16 protein-coding genes and 1 tRNA gene are annotated in these 21543 nt (G+C 61.6%); 9 read left to right on the forward strand and 8 right to left on the reverse strand.

What is annotated here, in order from left to right; translation table 11 throughout:
- From AAFH49_RS15270 to AAFH49_RS15280, 3 genes are all read right to left on the reverse strand, one after another.
- On the reverse strand, positions 1-285 hold a 285-nt coding region (locus tag AAFH49_RS15270; protein ID WP_342299515.1), incomplete at its 3' end, for a 2Fe-2S iron-sulfur cluster-binding protein.
- A 140-nt stretch (positions 286-425) separates the two neighbouring features.
- Positions 426-902, reverse strand: a complete 477-nt coding sequence (locus AAFH49_RS15275; protein ID WP_342299517.1) for a nucleoside deaminase — start codon at positions 900-902, stop codon at positions 426-428.
- Between the two features lie 183 nt (positions 903-1085).
- On the reverse strand, positions 1086-2021 hold the full coding sequence (locus AAFH49_RS15280; RefSeq protein WP_342299519.1) for a hypothetical protein: 936 nt from the start codon (positions 2019-2021) through the stop codon (positions 1086-1088).
- Positions 2022-2210: 189 nt separating this feature from the next.
- On the opposite strand from AAFH49_RS15280, the gene AAFH49_RS15285 reads away from it, so the two are divergent.
- The 6 genes from AAFH49_RS15285 to AAFH49_RS15310 all read left to right on the forward strand — a co-directional run bounded on the left by AAFH49_RS15285 (position 2211) and on the right by AAFH49_RS15310 (position 12244).
- Positions 2211-2705, forward strand: a complete 495-nt coding sequence (locus AAFH49_RS15285; RefSeq protein ID WP_342299521.1) for a redoxin domain-containing protein — start codon at positions 2211-2213, stop codon at positions 2703-2705.
- 174 nt (positions 2706-2879) lie between these two features.
- The gene (locus AAFH49_RS15290) at positions 2880-4454 is read left to right on the forward strand and encodes a T9SS type A sorting domain-containing protein (RefSeq protein WP_342299523.1); all 1575 of its coding nucleotides are present in this window, start codon (positions 2880-2882) and stop codon (positions 4452-4454) included.
- 187 nt (positions 4455-4641) lie between these two features.
- The gene (locus tag AAFH49_RS15295; RefSeq protein WP_342299526.1) at positions 4642-5751 is read left to right on the forward strand and encodes a glycosyltransferase family protein; all 1110 of its coding nucleotides are present in this window, start codon (positions 4642-4644) and stop codon (positions 5749-5751) included.
- An 84-nt stretch (positions 5752-5835) separates the two neighbouring features.
- On the forward strand, positions 5836-7884 hold the full coding sequence (locus tag AAFH49_RS15300) for a peptidylprolyl isomerase (RefSeq protein WP_342299527.1): 2049 nt from the start codon (positions 5836-5838) through the stop codon (positions 7882-7884).
- 147 nt (positions 7885-8031) lie between these two features.
- Positions 8032-8847, forward strand: a complete 816-nt coding sequence (locus tag AAFH49_RS15305) for a mechanosensitive ion channel family protein (RefSeq protein ID WP_342299528.1) — start codon at positions 8032-8034, stop codon at positions 8845-8847.
- A 205-nt stretch (positions 8848-9052) separates the two neighbouring features.
- Entirely contained in the window at positions 9053-12244 is a 3192-nt protein-coding gene (locus tag AAFH49_RS15310; RefSeq protein WP_342299529.1) for a PAS domain S-box protein, read from the forward strand.
- A gap of 96 nt (positions 12245-12340) precedes the next feature.
- Here the strand turns inward: AAFH49_RS15310 and AAFH49_RS15315 are convergent, their stop codons facing one another.
- Entirely contained in the window at positions 12341-12685 is a 345-nt protein-coding gene (locus AAFH49_RS15315; RefSeq protein ID WP_342299531.1) for a cupin domain-containing protein, read from the reverse strand.
- Between the two features lie 173 nt (positions 12686-12858).
- Between AAFH49_RS15315 and AAFH49_RS15320 the strand changes: the two genes are divergently transcribed.
- Positions 12859-13692, forward strand: coding sequence for a serine O-acetyltransferase (locus AAFH49_RS15320; protein ID WP_342299533.1), 834 nt, complete (start codon positions 12859-12861; stop codon positions 13690-13692).
- A gap of 95 nt (positions 13693-13787) precedes the next feature.
- Positions 13788-14711 (forward strand): cysteine synthase A, encoded by a 924-nt coding sequence (gene cysK / locus AAFH49_RS15325; protein WP_342299535.1) that lies wholly within the window; start codon positions 13788-13790, stop codon positions 14709-14711.
- A 134-nt stretch (positions 14712-14845) separates the two neighbouring features.
- On the opposite strand, the gene AAFH49_RS15330 is transcribed toward cysK, so the two are convergent.
- The 4 genes from AAFH49_RS15330 to AAFH49_RS15345 form a co-directional block, all read right to left on the reverse strand.
- A tRNA-Ala gene (locus tag AAFH49_RS15330) sits at positions 14846-14919 on the reverse strand.
- Between the two features lie 316 nt (positions 14920-15235).
- Positions 15236-15805 (reverse strand): hypothetical protein, encoded by a 570-nt coding sequence (locus tag AAFH49_RS15335; RefSeq protein WP_342299536.1) that lies wholly within the window; start codon positions 15803-15805, stop codon positions 15236-15238.
- A 36-nt stretch (positions 15806-15841) separates the two neighbouring features.
- On the reverse strand, positions 15842-19285 hold the full coding sequence (locus AAFH49_RS15340) for a TonB-dependent receptor (protein WP_342299537.1): 3444 nt from the start codon (positions 19283-19285) through the stop codon (positions 15842-15844).
- A gap of 148 nt (positions 19286-19433) precedes the next feature.
- Positions 19434-20015 carry a C40 family peptidase gene (locus AAFH49_RS15345; RefSeq protein ID WP_342299539.1) on the reverse strand — a complete coding sequence of 194 codons (582 nt, stop codon included), beginning with the start codon at positions 20013-20015 and terminating at the stop codon, positions 19434-19436.
- An 89-nt stretch (positions 20016-20104) separates the two neighbouring features.
- On the opposite strand from AAFH49_RS15345, the gene AAFH49_RS15350 reads away from it, so the two are divergent.
- The gene (locus AAFH49_RS15350) at positions 20105-21526 is read left to right on the forward strand and encodes an FAD-binding oxidoreductase (RefSeq protein WP_342299541.1); all 1422 of its coding nucleotides are present in this window, start codon (positions 20105-20107) and stop codon (positions 21524-21526) included.
- Positions 21527-21543 lie beyond the last annotated feature (17 nt).

Raw genomic sequence — 21543 nt, forward strand, 5'->3', positions numbered from 1 at the left:
GGGCGTGAGCTGGCTGCCGGCCGCGTTGATGCCCTCTACCGTCACGATGTGCTTGCCGTGGGCGTTGCCCAGCGGCGTGAGGCAGCTGGTCATGCTCTGGTAGTTCACGGTCTGGCCGTCGGCATTCAGCTCGCCCACTAGTACAGTGCAGGCCCCGCAGTCGCCCTCGCGGCAGCCGATTTTGGTGCCCTTCAGCTGCTCGTGGTAGCGCACGAAATCGAGCAAGGCGCTGGCTGGGGCCTCGCTGGTGCGAATGGGCTGGTCGTTGAGGAGAAACTCAATCATAAATCAGAAAGCAATGGGAACGTCATGCTGAGCGCAGTCGAAGCATCTCTACCGCGCAACTAACTCAATTTAATGGATTACTACTGCGGTAGAGATGCTTCGACTGCGCTCAGCATGACCGCCTTTGTATTCATCAACTACTAATACTCCGTCTTGCCTTCCAGTTCCGTCCAGGCCTTAAACCCGGCCAAAGCCTCATCGCGCAGCAGCTGCGTCATGGGCAATTTACGGTTTTCCATGGGCTGGTCCAGCTCTTCATAGATGAACTGGTCATCAAAGCCAATGGCGGCCGCATCGGCCTTGGTGTTGCCGTAGAACACCCGGCGCGGGCGGGCCCAATAGATGGCCCCGAGGCACATGGGGCAGGGCTCGCAGCTGGTGTAGAGGTCGCAGCCGTCGAGCTGGAAAGTGCCTAATTCCTTGCAGGCTTTGCGGATGGCATCGACTTCGGCGTGGCAGGTGGGGTCGTGGGTGGTGGTGACCTGGTTGAAGCCGCGGGCAATGATTTTACCGTCCTTCACCACCACCGCGCCGAAGGGGCCGCCGTGGCCGGCCTTCATTTGGTCGATGGACAGGCGAATGGCTTCGCGCATGAATTCGGGGTTGGGAGCTTCCATGGGTGGGGCGGAAAAGGTGAGCGGCAGAGGCTGCGTAAAGTTTTGAAAAACGGGCAACAAAGAAAGCGACGGAATACCATATTCGCTGCCAACCAACTTTGGAAATGGGTTTCAACACAAAGCCCGAGTAGCGTACCCGCTCGGGGCGCACTACTCGGGCCAGATAAGATGGATAGCGAGCGACTATTTCATCAAATTCGGAATGCGCAGCTGCAGGCCAATAGAAGGCACAAATGTGACGCCGCTCAGCGAGGTGCTGGCTCCGTTCAGCAGGGCGTAGTCGCCGTAATTCTGGTAGAAGACGGACACGGCCGGGATGACGTACAAATACCGGTAGCCCAGCTTGAGGTTGACGAAGCCACCGAAGGAGGAAAAGTTGCGGCTTTGCAGCGGCAGCTCGGGCACCTGCACCGAGCCGTTGTAGATTTTGGTGGGCGCAAAGCCGTAGCTCACCCAGCTGTGGGCGTACACCAGGCCGTAGCTGATGGCCCCGATTTCCTCCTCCGGCCCAAACGACTGACTGAAGGTGAGCGGCACCAGCAAATCATTGCGCGTGGCCCTGAAATTCAGCACCGAGTTGATGTCGGACAGGAAGGGCAGGCTGGGCAGCTTGGCGCGCTGGGTGGCAAACTGCAGGCCGATGCTGGCGTAGGTGGTACCGCTCACCGCGCCCCGGTCGGGGTTTTCGGGCGAGCCGGTGGGGCCGAGTAGCTGGTACTGCGTATCAAATACATAGGAGCCGAAAGCGTATTTGAAACCGGCATCGAGGCGCGGCACGATGCCGTAGCGGATGTTAAGGTCGGCGGTGGGCTGCACCGGGTCGAGGATGTAGGCCAGGGCGGCGGCTTGCAGCTGCGTGGTGGCGTCGGTGTAGTCGACTTTTTGCTGGGTAGCGGCCTGACTGGCGGCTTCCTTTACAGCGCTGCCGGCTTTGGCCAGGGGCGCGGTGGCCAGGTTGAAACCTTGGTTGTAGCCCACCCGGAACTCGCCCTGGGGGGTGACTTTGCCGGTGGCGATGATAGCGCGCGGGGCCGAGCAGGCAGTGGCCAGCAGGAGGGAAGCAGCGGCCAAAGCCGTGCCCCACGGCCGCAGGCGGGAGCGTAAAACAGCGGTATTCATAGTTGAGTTGAGAAGTTGTAGCGGCGTAAACGAAAACCGGGCCGAAAAGTCGGAACCCGGCCCATCAGGCAGGTGTCTGATAAACGCTTTTCATTCCGATGCCGGAGGAATCTGAGTAACAAATTATCAGATTCCTCCGGCATCGGAATGAAAATTTTCTTTGCTAATTGCTTCTCTCAGAATTCGCCTATGCCGCTTTTGCTACTTCTTCTGCTGCATTTTCTCGGAACAGGCCCGGGGCCCGTACCACGCGCCACGGTTTATGTTTTTCTGGCCGAAACCTGCCCCATCAGCCAGGCGGCCACGCTGCCGCTGCGGGAGCTGCACGGCCGCTACGGGGCGCAGGGCGTGCGGTTTGTAGGTGTGTTTCCAGCCAGGGAAACCAATCCGGCCGGGCTGGCGGCTTTCGCTAAAACCTACCAGTTGGCCTTCCCATTGCAAGCCGATGCCGGCCACCAGCTCACCAAAAAGCTGCACGCCCGCGTCACGCCCGAAGTCGTGGTGGTGGCCGCCGACGGTCGCACCGTCCTCTACCAGGGCCGCCTCGATGATGCCTACGCCGGTCTGGGGCAGCACCGCGCCGTGACGCGCCAGCACGAGTTGGCCGATGCGCTGGCCGCCGTGACTGCCGGCCAGCCGGTTGCCGTGCCGCGCACCGAGCCGGTGGGCTGCTTTATTGAGTAGATTTGGAGAGAGCCTGGGGGGTTAACTTTAACACAATGAACGTCATGCTGAGCGTAGCCGAAGCATCTCGGGTGCCACCGCTAACCCTTTGCAACGATTGAATTACTACCACACGCGAGATGCTTCGACTACACTCAGCATGACGTTCTGCTTAAACTCTGCCATTCAAACCTCATGAAACACTGCTTCTCTCCGTTGCTCCTGCTGTTGGCTTTGTGGGTGGCTGTCCCCCGGGCGCAGGCCCAAACCACTCCGCAGTACACTTTCAGCCAGGACATTGCGCCGCTGGTGTACCAGCACTGCACGCCCTGCCACCGCACCGGCGAAGTAGCTCCGTTCCCACTCACCACCTATGCCGAGGTGGTGAGCCACGCCCAGACCATCAAGTACGTGACCGGCACGCGCTACATGCCGCCGTGGAAGCCCGACCCCAACTACCGCCACTACCTCGACGAAAACACGTTGACCAACGCGGAAATCGCCAAAATCCGGGCTTGGGTGGATGCCGGCACGCCGCAGGGTAACCCCGCCCTCACGCCGGCCCTGCCCACTTACCCCAGCGGCTCGCAGCTGGGCACGCCCGATATGGTGATTCCGATGGCCCAGGCCTTCACGCATCAGGGCAATGGCCAGGACATGTACCGCATTTTCGTGCTGCCCGTGAACATGCCCGCCGACCGTGACATCGCCGCCATCGAGTTCCGGCCTGGTAACAAGGGCATTGTGCATCACGTCATCATCGGCATGGATACCACGCAGCAGGCTCAGGCCCTGGATGCGGCCGCACCCGGCTATGGCTACACGCAGTTTGGCGGCTTTGGCTTCAACCCCCTCGAAACCAACTTCGCGGCCTGGGTGCCGGGCATGCAGTCGCGGTTTTATCCCTCGGGCATGGGCAAGAAGCTCTATCGTCACGCCTCGCTACTGGTGCAGGTGCACTACGGCCCCAACTACGTGACGCAAAAAGACTCGTCGGTGGTGAACGTGTTTTTTGCCCGCCAGCCCGTCACGCGTTACATCCAAACGGTGCCGGCTATTTCGCCGGGCACGCTCAGCAACGGGCCGTTTATCATTCCGGCCAACCAGGTGAGCACCTTCCACGCCCAGCTCAACGTGCCGGCCGATGTCACCATTCTCAGCACCGCGCCCCACGCCCACCTGCTCAGCAAAAGCTGGAAAGTGTGGGTAGTGAAGCCCAACGGCGACACCATTAAGTTGGTCAAAATCAATGACTGGGATTTTCGCTGGCAGGGCATTTTCCGCTTCACCGCGCCGCTGAAAATCCCGGCCGGCTCGCGCCTCATGGCTGATGCCGTGTACGACAACACCGCCCAAAACCCGCGCAACCCCAACAACCCGCCCCTCACCACGCAGTGGGGCGAGAGCACGACGGCCGAAATGCTGCTCACTTATTTCGACCTGCTGCCCTACCGCGCCGGCGACGAAAACATCGTGCTCAGCACCGCGCCCGGCGTGGCCACCACCCCCGGCACCGTGCAGATGGCCGTGTACCCCAACCCCGCCAGCGGCAGCGGCAGCATCAGTTTCCAGCAGGAGCGGGCCGGCCCCGTCACGGTGTCGCTGCTCGATGCCACCGGCCGGCTGGTGCGGGCCGTGGTGCGCCAGAAAGCGTATCCGGCCGGGCCGCAGCAGCTGCCTTTGCCGCTGGCGGGCGTGGCTCCCGGCATCTATATCGTGCGGCTGGAGTCGAACGAAGGGACTCGCAGCGAAAAGCTGATGGTGAAGTAAGTATTTGTCATTGCGAGCGTAGCGAAGCAATCCGTCCCGTTAAACCCAGACATTTTCTTGTCCCAGAAAGCCCCGGCACTGCACAGTACCGGGGCTTTTCACATCTCAGGGCTTAGCACGTGGTACAGGACGGATTGCTTCGGCTTCGCCTCGCAATGACAGGGTTTTACCGCCCATCTTTGCGCCCATGAAGATTCTATACGGAGTGCCCGGTGAGGGCCTGGGCCACGCCACCCGCAGCAAAGTTGTCATCGGCCACCTGCTGGCGCAGGGGCACGAGGTGCGCGTGGTGAGCAGCAGCCGCGCCTATACCATGCTGGCAGCCGCGTTCCCCGGCCGGGTGCACGAAATCCGAGGCTTTCACCTGGCGTATAATGGGTTGGCGGTGAGCAAGCTGCGCACGGCCGTGCTCACGCTTCGCACCGCGCCCGAGGATTTGCGCGTCAACTTTGCTCGGTACCGTGAGCTGCTGGGTGGTTTCGAGCCGGAAGTGGTGGTTTCGGATTTTGAATCGTTCAGTTTTTTGTTTGCGAAGCTGCGCCGGCTGCCCATTGTCAGCATTGATAATATGCAGATTATCAGCAGGGCCAAGCTGAATGTGGCCGTGCCGAAAGCGGAGCGCGAAAACTACCGGGTGGCCAAAAGCATTGTGCGGGCCAAGCTGCCGCACAGCCGCCACTATTTTGTCACCACTTTCTTCGATTTGCCGCTGGCCAAGCAGCGCACCACGCTGGTGCCGCCCATCATCCGGCCCGAGATTCTGGCTGCCATGCCCACCAAAGGCCAGCACGTATTGGTCTATCAATCAGCTACCACGCAGCAGAACCTGGTGCCGCTGCTGCAACAACTGCCCGACCAGGAATTTCGCGTCTACGGCTTCAATAAGCAGGAAAGTCACGGCAACGTGCAGCTCTGCGCCTTTTCCGAAGCCGGCTTTATTGCCGACCTGGCCAGCGCCCGCGCCGTGGTCACCAACGGCGGCTTCTCGCTGATTTCGGAGGCCGTGTTTCTGCACAAGCCCATTTGCGCCATTCCCATTCCGGCCCAGTTCGAGCAGTGGCTGAATGCGGCCGAAGTGCAGCAAATGGGCTACGGCCGGCATTTCGAGGCCATCACGGCCGATAACCTGCGGGCGTTTCTCTACGGCCTGAGCAACTTTGAAACGGCCCTGGCTGGCTATCGGCAGAAAGGAAATAACGTGCTGTTTGCCGGGCTGGATGCGCTGCTGAAGGACATTGCAACGGAATATCTGCCCAGCGAAGCCGCGCCGCAGGAGGAATCCTGGGGTGGCGAGTAGCGCATGCTTTAGCTTGCGCCCCGGTCCAGCCATAACTACCCTTGTCCCGTAAGCGCAAGCTAAAGCACGCGTTACAACTCCCTTATGCCTTTCCGTACCCTTCGTTTCTGGCCGCTGCTGTTATTGGCGGCCGCCTGCGCCCGCACGCCGCGCCCCAGCACCGGCCTCGCCAACAAATACCACGACGCCACCATCCGCCAAATCGGTACGGCGCAGGACGAGCGCAACACCGCCGCCATTCTGCCTTTTCTGACGAATTCAAACCCCACCTACCGGCGCGAGGCCGCGCTGGCGCTGGCCTCGGTGCAGGCCCCGGCAGCCGTGCCCGGCCTCATTCCGCTGCTGCGCGATGCCGACTCTGGCGTGCGCCGCGCCGCCGCCTACGCCCTGGGCCAGACCGGCGACAGCACCGCCGTGGACAGCCTGCGCGTGCGCGTCCTCAAGGAAAACGACGGCCTCGTGCGCCGCTACGTGCATGAGGCGCTGGGCCGCACCGTCACCCGCCATAGCCTGCCCGAGCTCTGGCGCGTCGAGATGTTGAACGACACGTCCCGCGCTGCCGCCCTGGCCTGGGGTCTGAGCCGCGCCGCCCTGCGCGGCCTCACTTCGCCCGAAACCATCCGGCGCACGGTGGCCGTGCTGAACTCGCCCAAGCTGCCCGGGCGCGGCCGGCTGGCTGCCGTAGTAGCGCTTTCGCGAACCCGGGGCCTCGATGCGGATTTGGCCCGACTGGCCGAAAGCACGCTGCTGCGCCTGGCTCAGAAAGACCGGTCGTATGCCGTGCGGGCAGCGGCCGTTACCACGCTGGGCCGAATCGCGGCGGTGGTGCCCAGTGCTGCTACTGCGCCCGTGGCTACGCCGGCGAAGGTCGGAGCATCGGCCGCTGTGCTCACTCGTCTCGCCACCAAAGACCCCGATTACCGCGTGCGGCTCAGCGCCATTCGGGCGTTGCCTTTTGATACAGAAAACTATGCGGGCAGCCGTAAAGCCGTGTTCACGGCCCTCAACCGCGACCAGCCGGCCGTGGCGCTCACGGCCGCCGAGTGGCTGCTGGCTCACGCTAAAGGCGAATCGGGCGCGGCCCTAGCCGCTTTGGCCGATGGCAACAAGCAGGCTTCGGTGCGGGTGCGCGCTGCTTTGCTGCGAGCGGCCGTGCGCCACGCCAGCCCGGCGGCCCGCCCCAGCCTCGTCGAAACCATTGAGAAACGCTACCCAACGGCGCCCACGGTATATGAAAAGGGCTTTTTGCTGGAAGCGCTGAGCGAAGACCCGGCCGCGTTCGACTTCGTGCGAACCGAGGCTTTCGCGGCGGGGCAGTCGCCGGTGGTGGCGGGCTACGCGCTGGGGGCACTGCTCACCATGCGCCGCAGTGCCGATTTTCCGGCCGGCCGGCAAGCCGATTTTGCCGCCGCCATGCGCCAGGCCCTGGCCAGCGGCGACGTGGCCCAGCTCGGCACCGCCGCCGAGGCGTTGGCCGATGCCAAGCTTTACCCCGAAGCGCAGCCGGCCGACCTCGCCGCCCTGCGCGCCGCCCAGACCAAATTGCAGCTACCCACCGAAATCGAAGCCTGGCAGGGGCTTCAGCAAGCCCTCGACAAACTAACTAAAGCCCCGAAGCCTACCCCTTCGCCGCTGGCCACGGCCGCGCAGCACCCCATCGATTGGACGGTGGTGCAGGGCGTGCCACTGGGGCAGCAAGTGCGGCTGCGCACCAGCAAGGGCATTATTTTGTTGGAATTGAAGCCCGAGGAAGCGCCCGGCGCGGTGGCCAGCTTCGTCACGCTCATTGGCCAGCATTTCTACGATAACCTGTATTTCCACCGCGTGGTGCCAAATTTCGTGGCCCAGGGCGGTGACCCGCGCGGCGATGGCAACGGCAGCGCCCCTTACAACCTGCGCTCCGAGTTCGGCGACCTGCGCTACGAGGAAGGCAGCGTGGGCCTGGCCTCGGCCGGCAAAGACACCGAGAGCTGCCAGTTCTTCATCACCCACACGCCCACGCCGCACCTGGACGGCCGCTACCCCATTTTTGCCCAGGTAGTAGGCGGCATGGACGTGGTGCACAAGCTCGACATCGGCGACCAGATTCTGGGCGTGGAGCTGGTGGGGCCGGGGAGCGGAAGTAAGGAATAAGAACGCCATGCTGAGCGCAGCCAAAGCAGCTCTACCGCAGTAATAATCCAATCGATTAGGTTTACTATTGCAGTAGAGATGCTTCGGCTGTGCTCAGCATGACGTTTCTACTTTCCATTCTTTTCCCTTTCCTCTTCCTTTGCCGCTATGAACCAAGTCAGCACCTACGCCCAGCAACTGCAAGCTCTGGCAATTCTCTACCTGCCCCGCGTGCTCATGGCCGGGGTGGCGCTGGTGGTGGGCTGGTGGCTCATTGGCTGGGCCAGCCGCATTATTGCCACCGCTGCCACGCGGCTCGATGTGTCGCTGGCCTCGTTCCTGACTAGCCTGGTCAATATCGTGCTCAAAGTGCTGCTGCTCATATCGGTGGCCGGTATGGTGGGTTTTGAAACCACGTCGTTTGTAGCCATTCTAGGAGCGGCGGGGCTGGCGGTGGGTTTGGCGTTGCAGGGCACGCTGGCCAATTTCGCGGGCGGCGTACTCATCCTCATTTTCAAGCCTTATGTGGTGGGCGATACCATTGAGTCGCAGGGCAAATCGGGCGAGGTGAAGGAAATCCAGATTTTCAATACCATCCTCGTCACGCCGCAGGGCGACACCATCATCCTGCCCAACGGCGCTACGTCCAACAACGTCATTATCAACAAAACGGCCCAGAACAAGGCCCTGGTCGAAATCGTGGCCGACCTCGACAACGCCACCGACCTGGCGGCGCTGCGCGGCTGGGCCATCCCGCTGCTGCAGGCCGATGAAGACGTGCTGCAAGTTCCCGCCCCGCAGGTAGCAGTCACGGCCCTCAAGCCGGGGGGCATGACGGTGGCCTTCCGGGCCTACACGCCGGCCGGGCGCAGTGGCCCGGCCCAGGGCCGCCTCATCGAGCAACTCCAGCGGGCCCTGGCCCAGCAGGGCGTGGGCAGCCCGGTGCCGGTGCAGCACAGCTACGTGCGCACCCTGCCCGACTAAGGCCGGGCGCTGAGAAAAACCGGCCGCTAAAGTCCGCGCCGGTTCTGACTCTCGTATGCTTGGCCAATAGTGTCGTAGTACTAATGGATTGGCTAAATGTTGATTGGCTTCTCGTTGGCCCGCGCTCTGTCCAGCCCTGGCCTCGGCATCGTCTCTTACGCAGCGTTCATTCACCTACCGAAGAACTTTTAGCTGACGCATTCCTATGACCCATGCCGAGCTTGAAGTAGCATTAGCCCAGCAGCAAGCCGCGAATGCGGCCCTGCGGGCCCAGCTGGCGGTAGCCACCGCGCCCCCGGCGGCGGCTTATGTGCCGCCCAGCCTGCTGGCTTACCTGCTCGAAGAACAGCACACGGCCGTGGTGCTGACCGATGGTGACGGCTACGTGCAGTGGGTAAATAAGGGCTTTACGAAGCTCTGTGGCTTGGAAATGAGCGTAGTAGTTGGCAAAAAGCCCGAATCGTTCCTGCGCCCCAGCCTGCGCGATGCGGCCACGGTGGCCCACATCCGCGACAGCCTGCGGGGGCACGAGCCGTTTGAATACGAGGTGGTTAATCCGCGGCCGGGCTCGGGGGGCTGGTTGCGCGTGAACGTGCGGCCGGTGGCAGGAACGGACGATGGCGTGGTCCATTTCGTGGGCCTGCTCGAAGACATTACGGAGTGGAAACAAGCCCAGCTGCGGCTGGTGGACAGCGAGCGGCGCTTCCGAGACCTGGCCGAAAACGTGCCCGGCGTGCTCTACGAGTGGCGTAAAAAGAACGACGGCACCTTCTATTTCGATTACGTGAGCCCCAAGGTGCAGGAGCTGTTCGGCATCGCCCCGCAGGAGTTGAGCCGGATGACTGATTTCATCCATCCGGAAGAGTTGGAAGGGTTTCTGCAGTCCCTCGACGATGCTACCCGCAACCGTGCTCCGTGGGTGTACGAAGGCCGCATTGTGGTGCCTGGCCAGCCCATCCGCTGGCTGCGGGGCAGCTCGATTGTGACCAGCTTTGGCCCCGATTGGGTGACGTACAGCGGAATTCTGCTTGATGTGACGCCCCTCAAGCTGGCCGAAAGCGCCCTGCGCGACAGCAACCTCCGGCTGGGGCTGGCCATGGAAGGCTTCGGCGACGGGGGCTGGGAGCTGAACCTGCGCACCCATAAAATTTCGTTCTCATCGGAATACAAAGCCATGCTGGGCTATCAGGAGGACGATTTTCCGAACGACTACGAAAACTGGCTCACGCATGTGCACCCCGATGACCTGGAGCAGGTGCAGAAGATAGTGCGCAACTACGTCCTTGCCGGCGGGAAAATGGCCACCGCCGAATACCGCATGCGCTGCCACGACGGCAACTATAAATGGGTGCTGAGCCGCGCCGCCATCACGGTCTGGGATGCCGCCGGCCAGCCCCTGATGCTCAGCGGCCTGCACAGCGATATCTCGGCCCAGAAAGATGCCGAAGAAGCCCTCGATACGTCGAACCAGCAGCTGGCTGCCGTGATTGCGCACTTCCAGGATGGCCTAGTGCTGGAAGACGAAACCCGCCGCATCGTGTTCACCAACGAGGCCTTTTGCCAGCTGCTGGAGGTGCCCGTGGCTCCTGCTCAGCTGCACGGCCGCAACGGGGCCTGGCTCACCGAAGGCTCCCGCAAGTATGTGAAGAAGCCGCACCAGTACGTGGCCCGCATCGCGGCCCTGCTGCGCCGCCGCCAGCCCGCCACCGGCGATATTATTCCGCTGCGCGACGGCCGCACCCTTCAGCGGGCCTTCACGCCCATCTTCGACGGCCCGCGCTACATCGGCCACCTTTGGAAGTACGAAGACATCACGGCCCGCATCAAGGCCGAAGAGGACCTGAAGCGCCGCGAGGAAAAGTACCGGGGCATCATCGAAAACATGTCGCTGGGGCTGGTGGAGGCCGATTTGAACGACCATCTGCTCTACGCCAACCAGAGCTTTTGCGACATGACCGGCTACTGCACCGACGAGCTGGCCGGCCAGCGACTCTCGCCGCTGCTGCTCACCGGCCCCGACCTAGAGCTGGTAGAAAGCAAGCTGCGCACCCGCGAGCACGGTATTTCTGATTCCTATGAGATTGTGGTGACCACCAAAGCCGGCGAGCGCAAGTGGCTGCTGGTGAGCGGCGCTCCGCTCTACGACGAGCACCAGCGGCACATCGGCTCCATTGGCATCTACCTCGATGTGACCATCCAGAAGCACCTCGAAACCAGCCTGCGCGAAGCCAAAGTGCAGGCCGAAAGCAGCACCCGCGCCAAGCAGGATTTCCTGGCCAACATGAGCCACGAAATCCGCACGCCCATGAACGCCATTCTGGGCATGAGCCAGCTACTGGCCAAAACCCCGCTGGCGGCGCCGCAGGCCAGCTACCTGCACGCCATCACGGCCTCGGCCGAAAACCTGCTCGTTATCATCAACGACATCCTCGACCTCTCGAAGATTGATGCCGGTCAGCTGGCCATCGAGCACATCGGGTTCAGCCCCGGGAGTGTCTGTGCCCAGGTCAAGAAAACCCTGCAATACAAAGCTGAGGAAAAGGGCCTCACATTCATCGCGAACCTTGACCCGGCCATGCCCGAGGTGGCGCTCGGCGACCCCTTCCGCCTCATCCAGGTACTGCTGAACCTGGTGGGCAATGCCGTGAAATTCACCGAGCAGGGCACGGTCAGCATCCGCTGCCAGCGGCTCAACCATTCCAATCCGGACGAAGCGCTGGCCGAATTCACCGTTGAGGATACCGGCATCGGCATCGAAGCCGAGTACCTGAGCCACATTTTTGACGATTTCAGCCAGGAAGATTCCACCGTGACGCGGCAGTTTGGCGGCACCGGGCTGGGCCTGGGCATCAGCAAAAAGCTGGTGCGCCTGCTGGGCGGCGAGTTGCGCATCGAAAGCCGGAAAAACCACGGCACCATCAGCCGGTTCACCCTGCGCCTGCCCGTGGGCACTGCCCACCACCTCTCGACGAAAGACCCCGGCGACCTCGATGGCTTGCAGCAGGAGCTGCACGGCAAGCACATTCTGCTGGTCGAAGACAACCTGTTCAATCGCATGCTGGCCAACAGTTTCCTCACCAACGCCGGCATGAGCGTGACGGAAGCCCCCAACGGCCAGGCCGCCGTGGACATGGCCCGCACTCAAGTTTTCGACCTGATTCTGATGGACGTGCAGATGCCTATCAAAAACGGCTACGAAGCCACCCGCATCCTGCGCCAGGAAATGGGCCTCACCGTGCCCATCATCGCCCTCACCGCCAACGCCATCACCGGCGAGCGGGCCAAGTGCCTGGCCGCCGGCATGAACGACTACCTCACCAAGCCTTTTCAGGAAGTCTCCCTGCTGAAAATGGTGTACGACTGGGCCGTGGTGGCCCCGGCCCGCGCCGCCGACTAACTTTTGGCGGCCATGCTAACGGTTCACCAGTTTCGGCGTAGCCACGGCCTGGCGCTCATCGCTGGGCCCGCAAGGCAGGAGTACTGAGGCCGCTGCTTATTTCTCCTCGCGGCCATGCACCTGCGCCGGTGGCGACGTGGCTTCCACGGCCGAAAAGCTTTCCAGAATTTTATAAGTGTGCTCCGTATTCTTGGGCACTACCCAGGAGTTGCCGGGCTCCAGAATAACCATCTGGCCCGCCAGATGCAGCTCGGCGCGGCCACTGAGTACGTAGCCTACTGTTTCGTAGGGCCGGGTAGCCGGCGCTTTGGGCTCGCCCGGCTGCTCGTTTTCCCACATGCGCATGGCGATGTGCGTGCCCGAGGCCAGGTACTTCTCGCCGTTGGGGCCGGTAGGGGAGTACTGCGAATCAACTTTGGTGATGGAGGTATCGGCGGCCATGACAATGCGGGAAAAGGAGAAAAACAAGAGTATCTTTTGGCCCGGCGGCCACAATGGTCGGCGGGGCACTGGCTAAACGGCGAAGGCCGCGCCGCCGTTGCCCCATCGTCCAAAACCTTCCCCTCCGCTGCTGGTTGATTCCACTGGTTCTTTTGCTTATGTTTCTAGCCCCCGTGCTTCCCCATTCCTTTGCCGAAGAGTTGGCGCACGCCCACTCCGTAGCCCCTGACGCCCTGCCCGGTGCGGCCTTCTGCGCCCTCGCCGATGGCCTGCTCGCCCTGCTCTTCCCGCAGCGTGCCGAGCGGCCCTTGCCCAATGCTGATGCCGTGGAGGCCGAACTGCAATACTTCCGGGCCGAGCTGGCCGTGCTGCTAGCCGATGTGCCCGCCCTGCCCGCCACCCCCGCCGCCCTGGCCGATGAGTTCACGGCCCAGCTGCCAGCCCTGCGGGCGGCCCTGCTGCGCGATGCCAGCGCCATTCTGGCCAGCGACCCGGCCGCCCAGGGCTTGGCCGAAATCATCAGCTCCTACCCGGGCTTCTACGCCACGGCGCTCTACCGGCTGGCCCACGCCCTGCACCAGCGGGGGCTGCCGCGCCTGCCGCGCCTGCTGAGCGAGTATGCCCACCAGCGCACCGGCGTCGATATTCACCCAGGGGCGCACATCGGACCGGCCTTCTGCATCGACCACGGCACGGGCCTCGTCATCGGCGAAACGGCCATTATCGGGGCCAACGTGCAGATATATCAGGGCGTGACGCTGGGCGCGCTCAGCGTCACCAAGGGCTTGCAGGGCACTAAGCGCCACCCCACCATTGAAGACCATGTGGTTATTTACGCCGGCGCTACCATCCTGGGGGGCAGCACGGTGGTGGGGGCACACAGTATCATCGGCGGCAACGTGTGGCTGACCGAAAGCGTACCCTCGCATTCGCGGGTGTACCACCGGGCCCACATCCAGATTTCGCGCAACGTCGACCCGGCCGCCGAACTGGTTTTTTCCATCTAGGTCTTGACCATCATGCAGAGCATTCTGCGCATCAGGCACAATGCTCTGCATGACGGTCTTTCAACTCACTATCTCACACATCACCATTTCGCCGCATGAAAGCCAATTCTATTCTCGACACCATCGGCAACACACCGCTGGTGCGCCTCAATCGCATATTTGCCGCCACCCGCCCCGATGTGGAAGTGTGGGTGAAGCTGGAGCGCGCCAACCCCGGCGGGTCCATCAAAGACCGCATTGCCCTGAGCATGATTGAGCAGGCCGAGAAGGACGGCATCATCACCAAAAACAGCCTGATTGTGGAGCCCACTTCCGGCAACACCGGCGTGGGCCTGGCCCTGGTAGCCGCCGTGAAAGGCTACAAGCTCACCCTCGTGATGCCCGAAAGCATGAGCATCGAGCGCCGCCGCCTCATGGCCGCCTACGGGGCCAATCTGGAACTCACGCCCCGCGAAAAAGGCATGAAAGGGGCCATCGAGAAAGCCCGCGAAATAGTAGCTAGCACCCCCGGGGCCTGGATGCCCATGCAGTTTTCCAACCCCGCCAACCCTAAAATCCACGCCGAAACCACGGCCCAGGAAATTCTGCGCGATGCCCCCGAGGGCTTCGACTTCCACATCACCGGCGTGGGCACCGGCGGCCACATCACGGCCGTGACGGAAACACTGAAACCGCATTTTCCCAACATGAAGACCTTCGCCGTTGAGCCCGAGGCTTCGCCCGTTATCAGCGGCGGCGCGCCGGGGCCGCACCCCATCCAGGGCATCGGGGCCGGCTTCATCCCTGATAACCTGCACGTCGACATCCTCGACGGCACCATCCAGGTATCGCAGGCCGAAGCCTACGAAATGACGCGCCGTGCTGCCCGCGAGGAAGGCATCTTCGTGGGGGTGTCGTCGGGGGCCTCGCTGGCCGCCATCGCCAAGAAGCTGCCCGATATGCCGCAGGGCAGCCGCGTGCTCACCTTCTGCTACGATACCGGCGAGCGGTACCTGTCGGTGGAAGGCCTGTTCGTATAGCCACCGGCTCCGAACTACTACCGAAAACGCCCCTGGATTTATTTCTGGGGGCGTTTTTCGTTGACAGGGACGGAGGGCAAAGAAAAAGCCCGTTCAGCAAACTGAACGGGCTTTTTCTTTATTCACTTCTTCAGTGGAGAATATCGGAGTCGAACCGATGACCTCTTGCATGCCATGCAAGCGCTCTAGCCAGCTGAGCTAATCCCCCTGATTGGTTATTTACCGCCGTGCCATTTGCGCTTTGGTTCGACAAAAGTACGGGCGAATATTGGTTTGGCAAGTGCTGGACGCATTATTTTCTGATAAATGACGCAATTGCCATAAAGTCAGCTACAAAAAATGTCGAGGTTAATGAACCGATGATGCGCTTCATGGGGCAAAGGAGTGGGGCCGGTGTTATCAAAGGTTCATATCACCGTTGTTATAACTACTTCTGATACGCAAAACGCCCGCTGCCAAAAGACAGCGGGCGTTTAAGCCAGCACTCAATTCTCAACTAAGAGAACCGGGCTAAAGCTTGCGCTCTAGAAAACGTAAGCTGCGACATTGGTATCCGTGGTAGTGGTGAAGAATCCACCACTGGCCGTTGCCGTCTTCGAGAAGTTCGTGCCCTGGTGAATAAAGGTGGCTTTGCTTGCGCCGTTGATAATCACCGAGGCCGTCAGGCGTTGCGAGTTGAACGGGTTACCCGTAGCGGTGGTGCGACGGCCGGGACGGTTAGTCGTTCTCAGCACGACGCGGATGCCCAGGTTGGGCGTGTTCTCCGCCACGGTCAGGCTGCTGGCCAAGGGAATGGTGAACGTCTGAGCGGTGGTGGTAACGTTGGTGGTAGTAAAGACTGGTACTGAGGCCGACGTGATGGCGGGATAGGTAATGGTACCATCTGCATTGACGGTCGGCGCCAGCGTGTACACATCCACGCGGGCACCTTGCAGCAAGGTATCACCGACAAGGGCGGTGGGTGCGGTGAGGGCATAGGAGATGGCCACCGATTGCGCCGTGCGGGTCACGCGGGCCGGGGCCGGGTCGGTGCTGATTTCCGAGCACGAAGCCAGGGTCAGGCCAGCGAGGAGGGCAAAAATTAACTGTTTCATACTAGCGTTGATTACGAAGTGAAGGCGACTACGCGCTTAGTTGAAGGTGTAACGCAGGCCCAACTGGATGCGGTAGCGCGACGATTCGGTGGTTACGTAGCGGTTCGTCGTGTTCAGCGTTTGCACGCTGGTCGTGGCCGTGCCGTCGGGGAATACCGTGCGCGAGTTCACAATGGGGTTGAAGTTGAAGCGCGGCTGGCCCGAAGCTTGGTCGTAATCCACGAACGACAGCGGCGAGTTGCGCTGCTGCGTCTGGCTCACGCCCCAGTTGCGGTTGATGAGGTTGCCGATGTTGAACACGTCCAGGCTAAACTGCAGGGTGTTGCGGTTCTTGCCGATGTTGGTGAACACGTCCTGCAACAGGCGGGCATCCACAAAACCAACCCAGGGCAGCACGGCGCCGTTGCGCTCGGCAATTTCGCCGCGGTGCTTGCTCAGGTACTTGTCCTGGTTGATGTAGTTGTCGAGGTCCGTCCACTGCTGGTCGGCCGTGTACACGCTCTGCTGGGGCGTGCCGTTGAACAGCGTCAGGTTGGTCAGGTTGATTTCGCTGCGGCTGCGGGGGATGTACATCAGGTCGTTGTTGCCTACGCCGTCGCCGTTCATGTCGCCGTTATACACGTACGAGTAGCGGCCGTTGGGGCCCAAATCGAGGAAGCCCGAGAGGGTGGTGGCCAAGTGGCCGATGTACTCCTTGCGGTACGAAAGCGAAGCGATAACGCGGTGTGAGCGCAGGAAATCCGAGTAACCGAGGGTGTTGGCGTTCGGGTCGCCCGAGATGGGGCGGGCTGACCACAGCGAGAAGGGCGTCGAGCCACCGATGGCCACGTCGCGGGCATCGGAGTAGGTATAGCCCAAGCTGGCGGCCAGGCCGTTGCTGAACGACTTCTGCAGCATGGCGGTCAGGCTGTAGGAATAGCCTTTATTGGTGTTGCGCATTACGATGGCTCCGTCGCTGCTCACAATTTTGGGGCTCACCTGGTAATCCGACAGGCGGGGAGCCGCCGTCGTGCGGTTCAGGGCCGTGGGCTCGCGGTAGATTTGACGCGTGTCGGCGCCTTTGGCGTTGCCCAAGGGGTTGGGCAGGTTCACGTTATCGAAGAACACCGCATTGATGTCTTTGGTGAAAATAGCGTCCAGGGTCAGCACCACGTCGCCGGGCAGGCGCTGGTCAACCCCGATGTTGGTGCGCCATACCTGCGGGAACTTGAAGTTGTGGTCGGTCACGGCCAGGTTGTAGGTAGCGGGCAGTTTGGTCTGGTCGATGTTGGCCGTAGCAGGCAGGAAGCCCGGCGTAGAGTTGAAGGCAATACCACCGGCGCTGTACACACCGCCCAGCAGGCCGTTGTTGCTGGCTTGGTTCGAAATCCACACGAAGGGCACACGGCCGGTGAAGATGCCCGTGCCGCCGCGCAGCTGGGTTTTGCCGTCGTTGTTCACGTCCCAGTTCACGCCCACGCGGGGCGAGAACATCACCGAAGACTTCTGCACCTGGTCGGTCAGAATCTGGTAGCCGTCGCGGAATTTGATGCTGGCCGCGTCGTTGTTACGCTGCAGGTCGCTGAGGATAATCGGTACGTCGATGCGCAGGCCGGCCGTCACTTTCAGGTTGGTTTTGGCGTTCCACTCATCCTGGGCATAGAAGCCCAGCTGGGCCGCTTTGGTCTGGGCTAGCGGGAAGCTCAGGCCGGGGTTGCCGTTATCCACGTTCAGCGGGTAGCGTACCGTGTAGTTGTTGGTAGCCGAAGCCAGGGCACCGCCTGGACGGGCCGTTATCTGGCTGCCAATAGCTGCTGCAGGGTCGTAGTTATAGCCGGCTGAGTTGTAGAAATCGGTCAGCGAGTTGAAGCGGTAGCGGCCGTAGAGGTCCGGGGCAAAGCCGTTTTCAAACTTGTAGTATTCGTTGTAAGTACCCAGCGTGAGCACGTGGTTGCCCACCGTCTTGCTGATGTTGTCAGACAACTGGTAGATATCCGAGTTCAGGATGTTGATGGGCGAGAACAGCTCGTAGCCGAACGAAGTGAATTCGTTGCCGCTGGCACCAGGGCCGTTGGCGTTGTACAGGATGTCAACGAAGGGGAACTGAGCACCGCCGAGCGACGAACGGAAGTCGCGCTGAGCCGTGAAGCCGGCCTGCAGCTGGTTCGAAATACCGTTGCCGAAGGTGGAGTTCAACTCGGCAATAAACGAGTTGAGGTTGTTGTTGATGCGGTAGAAAGCAGCCTGGTAAGGCAGCGTGTTGGTCGACATGCCGCGGCCACCCGTTACCGTCGGCGAGCCCGAGTTGGATGGCTGTACGTCACGGTACGACTTCAGGTAGTTGTACTTGATGGAGAAGGTATTCTTGGAGTTGATGTTCCAATCCAGCTTGGCCGTAATCTTATCCGAATTCTGTGCCAGCTTGTAACCTTCATAGGCACCTGTGCTGTAGCCGTATTTGTCTTGCAGGAAACCTGACAGGACGTCAAGGTCAGTGGCAGCTGCTGCCGAAGTCGTGCTGTTGGGGCTGGGGATGGGCAGACCGGCGCGGTTGGCCACGTAGGTTCCGGGCGGGTCGTCGCGGCGCTCACCTTCCACGCTCACAAAGTAGAAAAGCTTGTCCTTGATGATTGGGCCACCCACGCGGGCACCCAGCTGGGTCAGCGAGAAATCGGGGAAAACTTGGTCGATGTCGCGCACTTTCGTGCCCACCAAGCTGCTGGAACGGCGGAAGCCGTACACCGAAGCCGAGATGTCGTTGGTGCCCGAACGGGTTACGGCGTTTACGCCGGCACCCGTGAACGAGCCCTGACGCACGTCGAAGGGGGCCAGGTTCACCTGAATTTCCTGCACGGCGTCCAGCGAGATGGGCTGCGCGTTGGCCTGCCCGCCCACCGTGCCGCTCAGGCCGAAGGAGTTGTTGAAGATGGCACCGTCGATGGTGATGTTGTTGAAGTTGCCGTTACGGCCACCGAAGCTGTTGTTGCCCGTGCCGCTGGCCTGGGGCGTGAGGCGGGTGAAGTCGGCAAACGAGCGGCTCAGCGAAGGCAGGCGCTCGATTTGCTCGCGCTGCACCGTGGTGCTGGCACCCGTGCGGCCGGCGTTGATAACCGGGTCGCGGCGGCCGCTCACGGTTACTTCCGACAGCTCGGTGGTGGCATCGCTCAGGGTCTGGTCGAAGCGCTGGTTCTGGCCCAGGCTCAGGAACAGGCCTTCGCGGGAAATGTCTTTGTAGCCCACAAACGTGACCCGAACCGTGTAGGGACCACCCACGCGCATGTTCTGGATGTTGAAGCGGCCATCGGAGTTGGTGGGCGCTACGTACTGCGTGTTGGTGGGGGTATGAATGGCAATTACGGTAGCGCCGGGCAGGCCCGCGCCGTTTTTATCGGAGATAACTCCGCTCATGGCTGCTGTGGTCGCGCCTTGGCTCCAGCCCAGGCGGGCCGTCAGGAGCATCAGCGCCAGCAGTAGCAGGTGGCGTAAACGTAAATTATTCATGTTGAAAAAGGTTGGTGGAAACAGTGAGCTTTGTAAAAGCGGGACAAAGGTACGACGGTGCCGAAAGGGCCAATATTACGTAAATTTTACCATTGATTAATATCGCCGGAATCAGGTATTTGTCCGGCAAAGGTAATGGGCCGATACCTCATAGGCGGGGCCGCACGGCCCGAATGAACCGGCTGAGGTAATAGTCAGACTCTAAGCTGTTTTCAACCACGCCCAGCGAAGTTGAGGCATGAATAAAATCCACGCCTTCATCGTCGGCCACGGTCACCATTCCCACGTGGGTGATGGTGCGGCTGCCGGGCGAAGCTCCAAAAAATACTAAATCGCCGGGCCGTAAGTCAGTGGATTTCACGGGGTCGCCCCACACGGCTTGCTCGTTGGACGAGCGCGGAATAGTGACACCCGCCTCGCCAAAAGACAACTGTAGTAGCCCCGAGCAGTCGAGTCCCAGGCGCGTGGTGCCGCCAAACAGGTAGGGGGTGCCCTGGTAGGAGCGGGCAGCCTCAATCACGGAAGCCAGGGTGCCGGTGGCGCTACCCACGCGGGCGGGGCGCTTGGTTACCACTTTGGTTTTGGAGCCGTTGGGGGCCGCGACGACGACTTTGGATTTGCCGGTCGGGCTCACCCGGCCGCCCTTTTTCAGGCGCACCATTTCGCGGGCCGAGCGGTACTGGCCGTCGCGATAGTTAAGCTTGCGGTGGCAGCCGGCTAACAAGACCAAAGTCAGCAGCAGCAGCGGTAGTATCTTCGTTGTCACCCTCCCCATCGGCCGCAAAGATAGTTTGCGCGGCCTGTTCAGCTTTACCGCTCATGAATTTTAACGCGCTTACCGCCGAATTAATTGTTGCTTTTGAGGCCATCGTTGGCCCGGCGCACGTCCTCACCGCCCAGCGCGCCGAGGCCACAGCCACCGCCGATGCCTACGCCGACTACGGCCGCGACCACACCGAAGACCTCCAGTTTGCCCCCGACGTAGTGCTGCGCCCGGCCGATGCCGACGAAATCAGCCAGATTATGCGCCTGTGCCACGCGCACCGCATTCCCGTCACGCCGCGCGGGGCGGGCACGGGCCTGAGCGGCGGCGCGCTGCCCATCCACCACGGCGTGGTGCTGAGCACCGAGCGGCTCAATAAAATCATCCAGATTGACGAGCGCAACCTGCAAGCCACCGTGGAGCCTGGCGTGGTGAACGAGACGTTTCAGAACGCCGTGAAGGAAGTGGGCCTGTTCTACCCGCCCGACCCGGCCAGCAAGGGCAGCTGCTTCCTGGGCGGCAACCTGGCCCACAGCAGCGGTGGCCCCAAAGCCGTGAAATACGGCACCACAAAGGACTACGTGCTGAATCTGCAGGTGGTACTGCCCACCGGCGACATCATCTGGACGGCCGCCAACACCCTCAAAAATTCCACTGGCTACAACCTGACCCAACTCATGGTGGGCTCGGAGGGCACGCTGGGCATCATCACCAAAGTGGTGTTCCGGCTCCTGCCGTTCCCGCAGCAGAATATTCTGATGCTGGTGCCTTTCCGGCAGGTGGAGCAGGCGGCGGAGGCAGTTTCGGCGGTGTTTCGGGCCGGCATTATCCCGTCGGGCATGGAATTTATGGAGCGTGAGGCCATTGCCTGGTCTTCCGATTATCTGAAAATCCCGCTCACGCTGCCTGAGGATATCCTGGCTCATTTGCTTATTGAGCTGGACGGCCAGGATTTGGACCAGCTCTATAAGGAAGCCGAGCAGGTGTACGGCGTGCTGGAAAAGTATGACGTGGGCGAAATTCTCCTCGCCGACACCGCCGGCCAGAAGGACGACCTCTGGAAAATTCGCCGCAACATTGGCAATTCGGTGCGCTACAACTCCGTGTATAAGGAGGAGGACACCGTGGTGCCCCGCGCCGAGCTGCCCACCCTGCTCAAAGGCGTGAAGGAAATAGGAGCCCGCTACGGCTTCAAAAGCGTGTGCTACGGCCACGCCGGCGACGGCAACCTGCACGTCAACATCATCCGCGGCGAGCTCAGCGACGAGATGTGGAACGTGGGCCTGCGCCAGCCCATCACCGAAATTTTCGAACTGTGCGTGAAGCTGGGGGGCACTATTTCCGGCGAGCACGGCATCGGGCTGGTGCAGAAAGGCTACATCGGCATCGCCCTGGCTGAGGCCAACCTGAACCTGATGCGCGGCATCAAAGGCGTATTCGACCCGAATGGCATCCTGAACCCGGGCAAGATTTTTTAAGTGAGGGGCGTATAGCA

Source organism: Hymenobacter segetis (assembly GCF_038448715.1).
Classification (GTDB): Bacteria; Bacteroidota; Bacteroidia; order Cytophagales; family Hymenobacteraceae; genus Hymenobacter; species Hymenobacter segetis.

Excerpts from the sequence above, each read along its gene's own strand:
- AAFH49_RS15285 (WP_342299521.1), top strand. The coding sequence starts at position 2,211 with ATGCCGCTTTTGCTACTTCTTCTGCTGCATTTTCTCGGAACAGGCCCG.
- AAFH49_RS15305 (WP_342299528.1), top strand. The coding sequence starts at position 8,032 with ATGAACCAAGTCAGCACCTACGCCCAGCAACTGCAAGCTCTGGCAATT.
- AAFH49_RS15340 (WP_342299537.1), bottom strand. The coding sequence starts at position 19,285 with ATGAATAATTTACGTTTACGCCACCTGCTACTGCTGGCGCTGATGCTC.
- AAFH49_RS15315 (WP_342299531.1), bottom strand. The coding sequence starts at position 12,685 with ATGGCCGCCGATACCTCCATCACCAAAGTTGATTCGCAGTACTCCCCT.
- cysK (WP_342299535.1), top strand. The coding sequence starts at position 13,788 with ATGAAAGCCAATTCTATTCTCGACACCATCGGCAACACACCGCTGGTG.
- AAFH49_RS15290 (WP_342299523.1), top strand. The coding sequence starts at position 2,880 with ATGAAACACTGCTTCTCTCCGTTGCTCCTGCTGTTGGCTTTGTGGGTG.
- AAFH49_RS15350 (WP_342299541.1), top strand. The coding sequence starts at position 20,105 with ATGAATTTTAACGCGCTTACCGCCGAATTAATTGTTGCTTTTGAGGCC.
- AAFH49_RS15295 (WP_342299526.1), top strand. The coding sequence starts at position 4,642 with ATGAAGATTCTATACGGAGTGCCCGGTGAGGGCCTGGGCCACGCCACC.
- AAFH49_RS15310 (WP_342299529.1), top strand. The coding sequence starts at position 9,053 with ATGACCCATGCCGAGCTTGAAGTAGCATTAGCCCAGCAGCAAGCCGCG.
- AAFH49_RS15280 (WP_342299519.1), bottom strand. The coding sequence starts at position 2,021 with ATGAATACCGCTGTTTTACGCTCCCGCCTGCGGCCGTGGGGCACGGCT.
- AAFH49_RS15300 (WP_342299527.1), top strand. The coding sequence starts at position 5,836 with ATGCCTTTCCGTACCCTTCGTTTCTGGCCGCTGCTGTTATTGGCGGCC.
- AAFH49_RS15275 (WP_342299517.1), bottom strand. The coding sequence starts at position 902 with ATGGAAGCTCCCAACCCCGAATTCATGCGCGAAGCCATTCGCCTGTCC.
- AAFH49_RS15335 (WP_342299536.1), bottom strand. The coding sequence starts at position 15,805 with ATGAAACAGTTAATTTTTGCCCTCCTCGCTGGCCTGACCCTGGCTTCG.